Source organism: Peterkaempfera podocarpi (genome assembly GCF_042466665.1).
Taxonomy (GTDB): domain Bacteria; phylum Actinomycetota; class Actinomycetes; order Streptomycetales; family Streptomycetaceae; genus Peterkaempfera; species Peterkaempfera podocarpi.
Genome location: NZ_CP162102.1, coordinates 3,057,408 through 3,070,256, shown reverse-complemented (window position 1 = coordinate 3,070,256; position 12,849 = coordinate 3,057,408). Strand labels below are relative to the sequence as shown.

General features: G+C 71.5%; 10 protein-coding genes. 4 read left to right on the top strand and 6 right to left on the bottom strand.

Translation table 11 applies throughout. The annotated features are described in order from the left end of the window. Window positions 1-296 precede the first annotated feature (296 nt). Window positions 297-1,397, top strand: coding sequence for a 23S rRNA (adenine(2503)-C(2))-methyltransferase RlmN (rlmN, locus tag AB0761_RS13315; RefSeq protein WP_377269194.1), 1,101 nt, complete (start codon window positions 297-299; stop codon window positions 1,395-1,397). A 160-nt stretch (window positions 1,398-1,557) separates the two neighbouring features. Here rlmN and AB0761_RS13310 read toward each other — a convergent pair whose 3' ends face one another. From AB0761_RS13310 to AB0761_RS13295, 4 genes are all read right to left on the bottom strand, one after another. After that, the gene (locus tag AB0761_RS13310; RefSeq protein ID WP_377269193.1) at window positions 1,558-2,712 is read right to left on the bottom strand and encodes a hypothetical protein; all 1,155 of its coding nucleotides are present in this window, start codon (window positions 2,710-2,712) and stop codon (window positions 1,558-1,560) included. A 72-nt stretch (window positions 2,713-2,784) separates the two neighbouring features. Next, on the bottom strand, window positions 2,785-3,543 hold the full coding sequence (locus AB0761_RS13305; RefSeq protein WP_377269192.1) for an ABC transporter ATP-binding protein: 759 nt from the start codon (window positions 3,541-3,543) through the stop codon (window positions 2,785-2,787). 201 nt (window positions 3,544-3,744) lie between these two features. Further along, window positions 3,745-5,121 carry an aspartate aminotransferase family protein gene (locus AB0761_RS13300; RefSeq protein WP_377269191.1) on the bottom strand — a complete coding sequence of 459 codons (1,377 nt, stop codon included), beginning with the start codon at window positions 5,119-5,121 and terminating at the stop codon, window positions 3,745-3,747. After that, entirely contained in the window at window positions 5,118-5,591 is a 474-nt protein-coding gene (locus tag AB0761_RS13295; RefSeq protein ID WP_055589088.1) for an Lrp/AsnC family transcriptional regulator, read from the bottom strand. The genes AB0761_RS13300 and AB0761_RS13295 overlap by 4 nt, the downstream gene beginning before the upstream one ends. A 241-nt stretch (window positions 5,592-5,832) precedes the next feature. On the opposite strand from AB0761_RS13295, the gene AB0761_RS13290 reads away from it, so the two are divergent. After that, complete coding sequence (locus AB0761_RS13290; RefSeq protein ID WP_377269190.1) at window positions 5,833-7,263, top strand: gamma-aminobutyraldehyde dehydrogenase; 1,431 nt, start codon at window positions 5,833-5,835, stop codon at window positions 7,261-7,263. Window positions 7,264-7,326: 63 nt separating this feature from the next. Here the strand turns inward: AB0761_RS13290 and AB0761_RS13285 are convergent, their stop codons facing one another. After that, entirely contained in the window at window positions 7,327-7,767 is a 441-nt protein-coding gene (locus AB0761_RS13285; protein WP_377274070.1) for an Lrp/AsnC family transcriptional regulator, read from the bottom strand. 104 nt (window positions 7,768-7,871) lie between these two features. Further along, window positions 7,872-9,533: a PucR family transcriptional regulator gene (locus tag AB0761_RS13280; RefSeq protein ID WP_377269188.1), complete on the bottom strand. Its 1,662-nt coding sequence runs from the start codon at window positions 9,531-9,533 to the stop codon at window positions 7,872-7,874. Window positions 9,534-9,976: 443 nt separating this feature from the next. On the opposite strand from AB0761_RS13280, the gene AB0761_RS13275 reads away from it, so the two are divergent. Beyond that, entirely contained in the window at window positions 9,977-11,524 is a 1,548-nt protein-coding gene (locus AB0761_RS13275; RefSeq protein WP_377269187.1) for a gamma-aminobutyraldehyde dehydrogenase, read from the top strand. 86 nt (window positions 11,525-11,610) lie between these two features. After that, on the top strand, window positions 11,611-12,849 hold the full coding sequence (locus tag AB0761_RS13270; protein ID WP_377269185.1) for a spermidine/putrescine ABC transporter substrate-binding protein: 1,239 nt from the start codon (window positions 11,611-11,613) through the stop codon (window positions 12,847-12,849).

Sequence of the window (12,849 nt, the reverse complement as noted above, 5' to 3'; positions counted from 1 at the left end):
CTCGCTCGGGAAGCGCGCGGCAGCAGGCTGCGCCGAGGCCCGAGCGACGGCTCCGGTCCCTACGGCAGACGCAGGGACCGGCCGGCAGACGCCGGGCGCACGGGCAGCAGCCCGGTCCGCCACCGGACTCCCGCACATCGGCGGCGGTCGCCCCGGCTCCGGGAGCCGAACAGTGCGGTCGGCGGACACTCCTCGGAATCCGGCCCGTCAGGTCGGCCCCCAGGCAGTGGCGGCCCCCGCCCCGGCCCCTTGCGGGGACCGGGCTTCCTCCCCGCATCTGCGACACTGGACGCACCATGCCTGTTCCCGGAGAACTCACCTTTGTCGCGCCGCGCGGTGCCAAGCCCCCGCGCCACCTTGCCGACCTCAGCCCCGCCGACCGCCGGGAGGCGGTGGTGGAGCTGGGCGAGAAGCCGTTCCGCGCCAACCAGCTGGCCCGCCACTACTTCGGCCGCCTGTCGGCCGACCCCGCCGAGTGGACCGACATCCCGGCGGCTGCGCGGGGCAAGCTGGCCGAGGCGCTGCTGCCGGACCTGATGTCCGTGGTGCGGCATGTGTCCTGCGACGACGACACCACCCGCAAGACGCTGTGGAAGCTCTTCGACGGCACCCTGGTCGAGTCGGTGCTGATGCGCTACCCGGACCGGGTGACCATGTGCATCAGCTCCCAGGCGGGCTGCGGGATGAACTGCCCGTTCTGCGCCACCGGCCAGGCGGGGCTGACCCGCAACCTGTCCACCGCGGAGATCGTGGAGCAGATCGCCGCCGGTATGCGCGCCCTGCAGAACGGTGAGATCCCGGGCGGCCCGGCGCGGCTGAGCAATGTGGTCTTCATGGGCATGGGCGAGCCGCTCGCCAACTACAACCGCGTGCTGGCGTCCATCCGCCGCCTCACCGACCCCGCCCCCGACGGCCTGGGGCTGTCGCAGCGCGGCATCACCGTCTCGACGGTGGGTCTCGTCCCGGCCATGAACCGGCTGGCGGACGAGGGACTGAGCGTACGTCTGGCGCTGTCGCTGCATGCACCGGACGACGAGCTGCGCGACACCCTGGTCCCGGTGAACACCCGCTGGAAGGTGGCGGAGGTGCTGGACGCCGCCTGGAACTACGCGGAGCGTTCCAACCGGCGGGTCTCGGTGGAGTACGCGCTGATCAAGGACATCAACGACCAGGCATGGCGTGCCGATCTGCTCGGCCGCAAGCTTCGCAACCACCGGGTCCATGTGAACCTGATCCCGCTGAACCCCACCCCGGGTTCCAAGTGGACCGCCTCCCGTCCCGAGGACGAGCGGGAGTTCGTACGCCGGCTGGAGGCGCACGGCGTCCCGGTCACGGTCCGCGACACCCGCGGCCAGGAGATCGACGGTGCCTGCGGCCAGCTGGCCGCGGCCGGCTAGGGCGGTCCGCAGGGCGCGGCCGGCTAGGGCGGTCCGCAGGGCGCGGCCGGTCGGGCCGCGCCCCACAGGCGGCCCGTTGCTCCCGTAGCAGCCCGGCTGCTCAGGCTTGTGCCGTCAGCCGTCAGCCGTCAGCCCTGCGCCGCCGCAGCTCGGCGCAGGGTCACCGGTGGAAGGCCAGCAGGGTGAGCCCGGCGGCCGCGACGCCCACCGGCAGTACCGCCGCGGCTGCCGCCCCGACCCTGGTCAGCGCGGTGGTGCGGAGCACCGAGGCCGGCGTGCCCAGCCGCCGGACCAGGGCGAGCGACGGACCCCGGGCGGCGCGGGACTCCGCGACCCGAACGCCGACGGTGGCCAGCGCGCACGCGCCCAGCAGGGCAGCCTCGACCGCCGGCAGCGGCCCACCGGGTCCGTGACCGGTGGAGGTCCAGCGTTCCGCGGCGGCGGCCACCACTGCGGCGGTCACTGCCAGTACGCCCAGCGGCGCGCCCAGCCGGACGGCCTCGGCCTGGAGCCCGCGCCCGGCCAGCAGACGGGTGGCGGTGGGCTCCCAGGTGCCCAGCAGCAGTCCCGCCCAGGAGAGCAGCAGGGGGACGGTGAGGACGAGCCCGAGCACCGCCACTGCCCAGCCCGCCGAGGTGATCGCGGTGGTGGTGCCGAGTCGGGCGGGTGCGTGCAGATGCCGGCCGGGGGCGTGCGGCCCGTAGACCACCAGGGCGGCGCCGATCAGTGCGGCGGCCGGCGCAGCGACGGTGCGCAGCGGCCCCAGGCGGGTGAGGTCCGGTTCGGCGGTGTCCTCCGGGAGCCGCTCCCTGCCGGGCACGGCGCCGGCAGCGGCCAGTGCGCCGAGCAGCGGCACCACCAGCAACAGGGTGAGCGGTGCGGCGGCGGGAAGCCGTGCACCCATGCCCACCTCCGGGGCGAGGGTCGTTCCGGCGATGTTGTTGCGCAGCACCAGGAATCCCAGCAGGGCCAGCAGGCTGCCCGCGACACAGGCGATCGCGGTCTCTCCGGCGATCAGCAGCCGGCGGCGTGCCGGTCCGGCGCCGGCGGCGGTCAGACCTGCCACGCGGTCGGGCCGCAGGCTGGGCAGGGCGCGAGCGCAGCAGGCGCAGAGCCAGCAGATCGCCGCGAGCGAGGGCAGGCACCAGAGCAGCCGGCCCTCGGAGACCGCCACCGTGGTGCCGGGCGGGTCGACGAGGGCGCGGCCGAGTGCCCGCAGCAGCATGGCTGCGGCGGCCGCGGAGGCCGCTGCGGTGAGGATCCAGCGACCGAGGTCGAGGACCCGGTAGCCCTGGGCCAGGCGGAGGTAGAACACCGGCGGGTGGTTTCCTTCCAGGCGCGGCCTCCCTCGGGGCGGCCGTGCGACGGCGCGTCAGGCGAGGGCGCGTCAGGCGGGGGCGGCGGCGGCCGGGGCGGTCGCTGCCAGGGGGGCGTCGGTGCTGTCGGGTACGTCGGTGTCGGCTGCCGGGGCGGGTTTCGCGGCCGGGTCGGCGGGAGCCGGGGCCTGTCCGTCCAGCAGGGCGACGGTCCGGTCGGCATGCCTGGCCTGCGCGGGTTCGTGCAGTGCCAGGACCATGGTGAGGCCGTGCGAGCGGGCGGCTGTGGTGAGCACCCGCAGCACCTGCTCCTGGTTGGCGCGATGCAGTGGTGCGACCGGGTCGTCGGCGAAGACGACTGCGGGCATGGGCGCCAGTGCGCGGGCGACCGCGATCCGCTGCCGTTGCGACTGGATGAGCTCGGCCGGGCGGCGGCGGGCGCAGTCGGCCACATCGAGTCGCTCCAGCCACTCGGCTGCGGCGATGCGGGCGGCCTTTCGACCGGTACCGGCCAGCAGCAGCGGCAGGGCGACGTTCTCCGCGGCGGTGAGTTCGGGGATCAGGTCCGGCTGTGAGCCGACCCAGCCGAACTGCTCGCGTCGCAGTCGTTCCCGGTCCGCGCGGGAGAGGGTGTGGAGGGGCAGGTCGTTGAACCAGACCTCGCCCTCGTCGACCGGCAGTTGCCCGCTGAGGCAGCCGAGCAGGGTGGTCTTGCCGGACCCTCGTGGGCCGGTGACCGCCAGTACCTCCCCCTTGCGCACGGCGAGTGAGACGCCGCGCAGTGCCGGGGTCCCGTCGTGGGACTTCACCACGCCGCTTGCTCGCAGCATGTCGCTGTCCGGCGGGGCCGCTGTCAAGAGAACCTCCGGCTCTAGGTGTCGCATGTCAGATTAGAACCACAAGGACACGATGAGGTCGCGGCACACGGTGCGAACTACATCCAATCGGATATATGTGACTGGCGTTGATACGCCAAAGGGCGGTTCCCCGAATCGGGAACCGCCCTGGCGGAGGGTTGTGAAGGGTCCGGCTCAGATCTTGGTCCACGCCTCGGTGAGGGTGGCCCGCAGGATCTGCTCGATCTCGTCGAAGGTCGACTGGTCGGAGATCAGCGGCGGGGCCAGCTGGATCACCGGGTCGCCGCGGTCGTCGGCGCGGCAGTAGAGGCCGTTCTCGTAGAGCTTCTTGGAGACGAAGCCGTAGAGGACGCGCTCCACCTCGTCGTCGTTGAAGGTCTCCTTGGTGGCCTTGTCCTTCACCAGCTCGATGCCGTAGAAGAACCCGTTGCCGCGGACATCTCCGACGATCGGCAGGTCGTGCAGCTTCTGGAGGGTGGACAGGAACGCGCCCTCGTTGTCCAGCACGTGCTGGTTGAGCTTCTCGCGCTCGAAGATGTCCAGGTTGGCCAGTGCCACCGCGGCGGAGACCGGGTGGCCACCGAAGGTGTAGCCGTGCAGGAAGGTGTTGTCGCCCTTGTAGAAGGGCTCCGCCAGCCGGTCGGAGATGATGGTGGCGCCGATCGGGGAGTAGCCCGAGGTCATGCCCTTGGCGCAGGTGATCATGTCGGGCTGGTAGCCGAACTTGTCGGCGCCGAACATGGTGCCCAGGCGGCCGAAGGCGCAGATGACCTCGTCCGAGACCAGCAGCACATCGTGCCGGTCGCAGATCTCACGGACCCGCTGGAAGTACCCGGGCGGCGGCGGGAAGCAGCCGCCGGCGTTCTGCACCGGCTCCAGGAAGACGGCGGCCACGGTGTCCGGGCCCTCGAAGATGATCTGCTGCTCGATCTGGTCGGCGGCCCAGCGCCCGAAGGCCTCCGGGTCGTCGCCGTAGAACGGGGCGCGGTAGATGTTGGTGTTGGGCGCCTTGTGGGTGCCCGGGACCAGCGGCTCGAACGGGGCCTTGAGGCCCGGCAGCCCGGTGATGGAGAGCGCGCCCTGCGGGGTGCCGTGGTAGGCGACGGCACGCGAGATGACCTTGTACTTGGTCGGCTTGCCGGTCAGCTTGAAGTACTGCTTGGCCAGCTTCCAAGCGGTCTCCACGGCCTCGCCGCCGCCGGTGGAGAAGAAGACCTTGTTGAGGTCGCCGGGGGCGTAGTTGGCCAGCCGCTCGGCCAGCTCGATCGCCTTGGGGTGGGCGTAGCTCCACACCGGGAAGAAGGCGAGCTCGGCGGCCTGCTTGGCGGCGACCTCGGCCAGCTCGCGGCGGCCGTGGCCGGCCTGCACCACGAACAGGCCCGCGAGGCCGTCGAGGTACTTGCGGCCCTCGGCGTCGTAGACGTAGGTGCCCTCGCCCCGGACGATGGTGGGGACGGGAGCGTTCTCGTACGACGACATCCGGGTGAAGTGCATCCACAGATGGTCGTAGGCGGACTTCGACAGGTCCTTCTGGGCGGGGTTCGCGGTCATCTGGTGCCCCAGGTGTAGGTCTGTTTACGGAGCTTCAGGTACACGAAGCTCTCGGTGCTCCGCACGCCGGGAAGGGCGCGGATACGCTTGTTGATCAGGTCCAGGAGATGCTCGTCGTCCTCGCAGACCAGCTCGGCCAGGAGGTCGAACGAGCCTGCGGTGGCGACGACGTAGTCCACCTCGTCCAGGGCGGCCAGCGCGTCGGCGACCGGGTCGATGTCGCCCTCGACGTTGATCCCGACCATCGCCTGCCGGCTGAAGCCGACGGTCAGCGGGTCGGTGACGGCGACGATCTGCATCACGCCCTGGTCGAGCAGCTTCTGTACGCGCTGCCGCACCGCTGCCTCGGACAGGCCCACGGCCTTGCCGATGGCGGCGTACGGGCGGCGCCCGTCCTCCTGCAACTGCTCGATGATCGCTTTCGACACGGAGTCGAGGGGAACGCTGCCGTTCCGGTCGCGGTTGGCCACGGCCACCACTCTGCATGATCGACTGCGTGTTCGCAAGGGAATCCGTCGTTGATCTTGCAGATCACTGCTGATTCCATCGTTCTCGTCGCGCGGGTATGTCGAGAACGTCGGCCACGCGACTACCCTGGTCTATGTACGGGCAGCAGGACCCGGCGTCCGCAATCCGTACATACTTCAGTGCACCGTGCCTCGCCCGGTGCGGCCACCCGGCGACCCGAATGCATGATTCGAGGAGAGATCCGTGAGCGATCTTCGCGCGCTGCGCAACTACATCAACGGAGAGTTCGTCGACGCGGCGGACGGTCGCACCCTGGAGGTGGTCGACCCCACCACCGGCGAGGTCTACGCCACCTCCCCGCTCTCCGGAGAGGCCGACGTCGACGCCGCCATGGCCGCCGCCGCCGAGGCCTTCACCACCTGGCGCGACACCACCCCCTCCGCCCGTCAGCTGGCCCTGCTCAAGGTCGCCGACGCGATCGAGGCGCGGGCCGAGGAACTGATCGACGCCGAGTGCCGCAACACCGGCAAGCCCCGTGAGCTCACCCGCTCCGAGGAGATCCCGCCGATGGTGGACCAGATCCGGTTCTTCGCCGGCGCGGCCCGGATGCTGGAGGGTAAGTCCGCCGGTGAGTACATGGAGGGCCTGACCTCCTACGTCCGCCGTGAGCCGGTGGGCGTCTGCGCCCAGGTCGCACCGTGGAACTACCCGATGATGATGGCGGTGTGGAAGTTCGCCCCCGCCATCGCCGCGGGCAACACCGTGGTGCTCAAGCCCTCCGACACCACCCCGGCCTCCACCGTGCTGCTGGCCGAGATCATGGGCGAGATCCTGCCCAAGGGCGTCTTCAACGTCATCTGCGGCGACCGCGAGACCGGCCGCATGATGGTGGAGCACAAGACCCCGGCCATGGCCTCCATCACCGGCTCGGTACGCGCCGGCATGCAGGTCGCCGGCAGCGCCGCGAAGGACCTCAAGCGGGTCCACCTGGAGCTGGGCGGCAAGGCCCCGGTGGTGGTCTTCGAGGACGCCGACATCCCGGCGGCCGTCGAGGGCATCTCGGTGGCCGGCTTCTTCAACGCCGGCCAGGACTGCACCGCCGCCACCCGGGTGCTGGTGCACGCCGACATCCACGACGAGTTCGTGGCCGCCCTGGCGAAGGCCGCCGCCGAGACCAAGACCGGCGGCATCGACGAGGAGGACGTCCTCTACGGCCCGCTGAACAACGCCAACCAGCTCAAGCAGGTGTCCGGCTTCATCGAGCGGCTGCCCGAGCACGCCAAGGTCGAGGCCGGCGGCAAGCAGGTCGGCGACCGGGGCTACTTCTTCGCCCCCACCGTGGTCTCGGGCCTGCTCCAGGACGACGAGATCATCCAGAACGAGGTCTTCGGCCCGGTCATCACCGTGCAGAAGTTCACCGACGAGGCGCAGGCCGTCGCCTACGCCAACGGTGTCGACTACGCCCTGGCCTCCTCCGTGTGGACCAAGGACCACGCGCGCGCCATGCGGATGTCCAAGGTGCTCGACTTCGGCTGCGTGTGGATCAACACCCACATCCCGCTGGCCGCGGAGATGCCCCACGGCGGCTTCAAGAAGTCCGGCTACGGCAAGGACCTCTCGGGGTACGGCTTCGAGGACTACACCCGCATCAAGCACGTCATGACGGCGATCTGACACCCGGGGCCGCCCCGGAGGCCGGTGCCTCCGGGGCGGCCCCGTCCGTCAGCCGGCGTCCGCTCAGCCCACGTCCCACAGGAAGCGGTGGGTGTGGATGCCGAAGTACGGGAAGGTCTCGATCCCGGTCACCCCGTCGATCGGCCGCACCACGTCGTTGACCAGGTCCAGCAGATCGGCCGGCTGCCCGCACACCACCTCCGCGAAGAGGTCGAACGGGCCCGCGGTCAGCACCATGTAGACGACCTCCTCGCGCTGCGCCAGCACATCCGCCACCGCCCGCGGGTCGCCGTCCACCGAGATGCCCAGCAGCGCCATCGACTGGCGGCCCATCGCCATCGGGTCGGTCACCCCGACGACCTGCACCACCTTGGAGTCCAGCAGCCGCTGCAGCCGCTGCCGTGCAGCTGAGGCCGACAGACCGACCTTGGGGCCGAGGTCCGCATAGGCGATCCGGCCGTCTGTCTGCAGTTCTCTGAGGATCGCCCGGTCGATGTCGTCCACGTGGCCCCGTCCCTTTTGTTCGCTCATCGTCAGCTGATCGCTGCTGCCGCACTGTACCCAGGGCCCGTCACCCAGTGAGCCCGCGCGCCCGCCGCCCCCGCGCCTCAGCGGCGCACCGCGTCCAGTGCCAGCAGGGCCACATGCAGCGACAGGCACGACTCCACCTGGTCCAGGTCGACCCCCAGCACCCGCTCCACCTTGTGCAGCCGGTCGTAGAACGAGGGCCGGGACAGATGGGCGGCGTCCGCCGCGGCCGACTTGTTGCGGCCCTGCTCCAGATAGACCCGCAGCATCGGCACCAGCTGGGTGGAGTGCTCCGCGTCGTACGCCAGCAGCGGCCCCAGCTCCCGCTCCACATAGGTCTGCAGCCGGGCGTCGTCCCGCAGCAGATGCAGCAGTCCGCGCAGCCGCACATCGGGGAGCCGGTAGTACGAGGCCGACCGGGCTCCCGGCAGCGGTGTGTCGTGCAGGGCCGCGTCCGCCACCTGCATGGCCTCGATCAGGGTGCGGCGGGCATCGCGTACCGATCCCACCGAGGAGCCCACCGCGACCACCGGCTCCGCCAACGGGCGGCCCCCGCTGCGGGCGTCCTCCCCGAGCAGCCGGTTCAGCGCCGCGGCGAACCCGTCCAGCGAGGCATGCTCCTCGTCGTGCGGACCGAGCGCCACCAGCAGCCCCACGGCCTCGTCGTCCAGCGCCCCCACCAGCGCCGACATCCGGCGCTCCCGGACGGCGCCGGCGGCCGTCTCGGTGAAGTCCCGCAGCCGGGCCTGCGCCTCCAGCGCCGCAGCGGCCGGGGTGCGGCGCTGCCGCAGCACCACGCCCACCAGTCGGCGTCCCTCCAGCGGCACTCCGAGTGCCTGGGCGCGCAGCGCCACCTCGGAGACGGTCAGCGCATGGGTCAGGATGCCGGAGAGCAGGGTGCGGTGGGTCTGCCGCTCCAGGCTCTCCCGGTCCCGTACCAGCAGCCGGTTGAGCGCCAGGGTCGCCGCTCCCCGCTCCAGCAGCATGGTGTGCCGGTGCGGCTCCTCCCCGGGCAGCGGCCCCGGGTCTCCCACCAGCACCAGACGGCCCCAGTCGTGCCCCCGCGCACCCACCGAGGTGACCAGCCAGCCGCTGCGCGGATCGTGCCCGGTACGGCCGGCCGGGTGCACCCCCCGGGAGCGGCGCTCCCAGTCCTCCAGCAGCTCCTCGGCGCCCCGGCCGGCGGTGTCGTAGGCCAGCACCTGGTGGGCGAGGTTCTCCAGCACGGCGGGCAGACCGGCCATCCGGGCGACCTCGCGCACCACCTCCGCCGGCTCGGCGCCCTCCACCGCGAGTTCATTGAAGGTCTGGTGCACCGCCTCCGAGGCGCGCAGCTCCTCCAGTTGGGCGTTGACCACCAGCGCGTGCACCGCCTCGGTGACCGCGACGAAGCGCAGCTCTCGGCGGAGCGCGATCAGCGGCAGGCCGTGCTGCTCGGCGGCGTTCACCAGGGCCCTGGGGAGGGTGTCGAAGTAGCGTCGGCCGAACTCCACCACCAGTCCCGCGGCGCCGACCTCGGCCAGCTCACCGACATACCGGGCCAGGCCCTCGCGGTGGTCGGGCAGCGCGATCCCGGTGGTCAGCACCAGCTCGCCGCCCTGCAGCATGCCTGCGATGTCGGGCAGCTCGCTGATGTGCACCCAGCGGACGGGCCGCTGCAGCCGGTCCGCCCCGGCGACCACCTGGGGCAGCCCCCGGCGCACCACATCCAGGTCGAGCACTCGGGCAACGGTGGGAAACACACGGGCCTCCTGTTTGGCGGCAGGCACCGCTCGGGTTCACAGTGACAGCAGCATCATGCAACGGGGAGCCGGCAGGCCACCTGCACGGACGCTTGGCATTCTGTAAGGCGCCCGAGCCCCGGGTTGGCGCACTGTCTCTTGTCGCCCCGGTGCTGCGGCAGGCATGGTCAGCGGGTCGGCCGTGGGAGTACCGCAGCCCGGCACTTGATTCCGTCGTTTAACCAAAAGGCAACAACGGAATCCCTTGTCGGATCCCCGGTTCTCTTGCGATGATCGCGCAATCCCAGTCGGCGGTCACCACAACCGCCTCCGCACTGGCGGCGGCGAGGAGGCCGCGGCCCAGGGGTGCAGCCCTCTCCCACCCGGGCCGACCGCGTCCCCGCTCCCCGGGGACACGACACCTCAGCAGCCCACCCGGCGCAGCCAAGCGCATGGAGGAACCCATGGACCGGACCACGGACGAACCGCTCTTCGAGGGCGGCACCCGGTTCGCCGACGGAGCGCAGTTCATCGCGGGCCGTGTCGGCGAGGGCACCGGCGAGCAGAGCGCCGAGGTGGTCGACCCCTCCGACGGCAGCGTGGTCCAGCGCGTCCGGCTGGCCTCGACCGCCGATGTGGACCGGGCCGTCGCCGCCGCCCGCGCCGCCTTCCCCGGCTGGTCCTCGGCCACCCCCGGAGCCCGCTCCGAGGCGCTCAACCGGCTCGCCGTGGTGCTCGCCGAGCGTGCGGCGGACTTCGCCCGCGTGGAGACCGCCCAGACCGGCAAGCCGATCAAGCTCTCCAGCGAGTTCGACGTACCCGGCACGGTCGACAACACCGCGTTCTTCGCCGGCGCTGCCCGCAGCCTGGAGGGCCGGGCGGCCGGTGAGTACTCCGGCGACCACACCTCCTACATCCGCCGCGAAGCGCTCGGGGTGGTCGGCTCCATCGCCCCGTGGAACTACCCGCTGCAGATGGCCGCCTGGAAGATCCTCCCGGCTGTCGCGGCCGGGAACACCATCGTCCTCAAGCCGTCCGAGCTGACCCCCCTCACCGCGCTGATGTTCGCCCAGGCCTGCACCGACGCCGGCCTGCCGGACGGAGTGGTCAATGTGGTCACCGGCGACGGGCGCACCGCGGGCGAGCACCTGGTCTCCCACCCGGACGTCGCCATGGTGTCCTTCACCGGATCCACCTCCGTCGGCCGCCGCGTCGCCGAACTCGCCACCCGCACCGTCAAGCGCACCCACCTGGAGCTGGGCGGCAAGGCCCCCTTCGTGGTCTTCGACGACGCAGACCTGGAGGCAGCCGTCCACGGCGCCGTCGCCGCCTCCCTGATCAACACCGGCCAGGACTGCACCGCCGCCACCCGCGCCTACGTCCAGCGCCCGCTGTACGAGGCCTTCGTCCAGGGCGTCGCCGAGCTCTTCGGCACCGTCCGACTCGGCGACCCCCGCAACCCGGAGACCGACCTCGGCCCGCTGGTCTCCTTCGCCCATCGTGACCGGGTGGCCGGCTTCGTGGAGCGCGCACGCGCCGCCGGAGCCGTGATCGCCGCCGGCGGGGAGGCACCGAAGAAGGGCCACGACGGCACGGACCTCACCCTCGGCGCCTACTACCTCCCCACCCTGGTCGCCGGCGTCCCGCAGACCGCCGAGGTGGTGCAGAGCGAGATCTTCGGCCCGGTCCTCGCCGTCCTGCCCTTCGACAGCGACGACGAGGGCATCAGACTGGCCAACGACACCCCGTACGGCCTGGCCGCCTCGGCCTGGACCCGCGACGTGCACCGCTCGCTCCGCGCCACCAGGGAGATCGCGGCCGGCTGCGTCTGGGTCAACGACCACATTCCGATCATCAGCGAGATGCCGCACGGCGGCTACAAGTCGTCCGGTTACGGCAAGGACATGTCCCAGTACTCACTGGACGAGTACACCCAGGTCAAGCACGTCATGTACGACACCACCGCGGTCGCCCGCAAGGACTGGCACCGCACCGTCTTTGGCACCAGATGACCGAGCCGGCCGGCCGCCCCCGGAGCCCCCGACCCGGGCCGGCCGGCCCTCCCCCCGCACCACACCCCACAGGAGGGCTGCACCCCATGGACCCGTTCGACGGACTGCCGGAGCCCGTGCTCAAGGCCTGGCAGCGCAGCGCGGCCTCGGGCCGCGCGGCCCTCTCCCGAAGGTCGCTGCTGCGCGCCGCGGGCCTGGGTGCGGTCGCCGCAGGCGCGCTGACCGGCTGCGGCATCCCGGCTGCCTCCCAGTCCTCCGGGGGAGGCGCCACCAGCGAGGACCACTCCACCGAGGAGAAGGTGGTCAACTTCTCCAACTGGCCCCTCTACATCGACGTCGACGACAAGGACAAGAACCGCCGGCCGACCCTGGACTCCTTCACCAAGGCCACCGGCATCAAGGTCAACTACACCGAGGACATCGAGGACAACGACGACTTCTTCGGGAAGATCCAGGCCCAGCTGCGGGCCGGCCAGGACACCGGCCGCGACCTGGTCGTCCTCACCGACTGGATGGCCGCCCGGATCATCCGCCTCGGCTGGGCCGAGGTCCTCGACCAGTCGAGGCTGCCCCATGCCTTCGCCAACCTCGCCCAGCAGTACCGCAGCCCCGACTGGGACCCGGGCCGCGCCCACTCCTACCCCTGGGCCGGCATCGCCACCCTGATCGCGTACAACAAGAAGGCCACCGGCGGCAAAGCGGTGACCAGCGTCAGCCAGCTGCTCACCGACCCGTCCCTCAAGGGCAGCGTCACCATGCTCACCGAGATGCGCGACACCATCGGCCTCACCCTGTTGGACATGGGCAAGGACCCGGCGAAGGTCACCCAGGACGACTACAACGCCGCCATCGCCCGGGTGCAGAAGGCCGTGGACAGCCACCAGATCCGGGCCTTCACCGGCAACGAGTACGCCAAGGACCTCGCCTCCGGCAACATCAAGGCCTGCCTGGCCTGGGCCGGTGACCTGGTGCAGCTCAAGGCCGACAACCCCGACATCGAGTACGTCATCCCCGAGACCGGCTACATGGCCTCGACCGACAACATGCTGATCCCGCGCCGCGCCCGCCACAAGGCCAACGCCGAGCGGCTGATGGACTGGTACTACCGCCCCGAGATCGCGGCGGAACTGGCCGACTACGTCAACTACTTCACCCCGGTCGAGGGCGCCGCCGCGGCCCTGGCGAAGATCGACCCCGACGCCGCCAAGAACCCGCTGATCATCGCCGACAGCACCATGGCGGCCAAGGGACATGCCTTCCGCGCCCTCAGCGAGACCGAGGAAGCCACGTACCAGGCCGCGTTCGCCAAGCTCATCGGCGCCTGA

What these genes read in the sequence shown, in the direction of transcription:
- rlmN (WP_377269194.1), top strand. Translation starts at nt 297, where the DNA reads ATGCCTGTTCCCGGAGAACTCACCTTTGTCGCGCCGCGCGGTGCCAAG.
- AB0761_RS13305 (WP_377269192.1), bottom strand. Translation starts at nt 3,543, where the DNA reads ATGCTGCGAGCAAGCGGCGTGGTGAAGTCCCACGACGGGACCCCGGCA.
- AB0761_RS13300 (WP_377269191.1), bottom strand. Translation starts at nt 5,121, where the DNA reads ATGACCGCGAACCCCGCCCAGAAGGACCTGTCGAAGTCCGCCTACGAC.
- AB0761_RS13275 (WP_377269187.1), top strand. Translation starts at nt 9,977, where the DNA reads ATGGACCGGACCACGGACGAACCGCTCTTCGAGGGCGGCACCCGGTTC.
- AB0761_RS13270 (WP_377269185.1), top strand. Translation starts at nt 11,611, where the DNA reads ATGGACCCGTTCGACGGACTGCCGGAGCCCGTGCTCAAGGCCTGGCAG.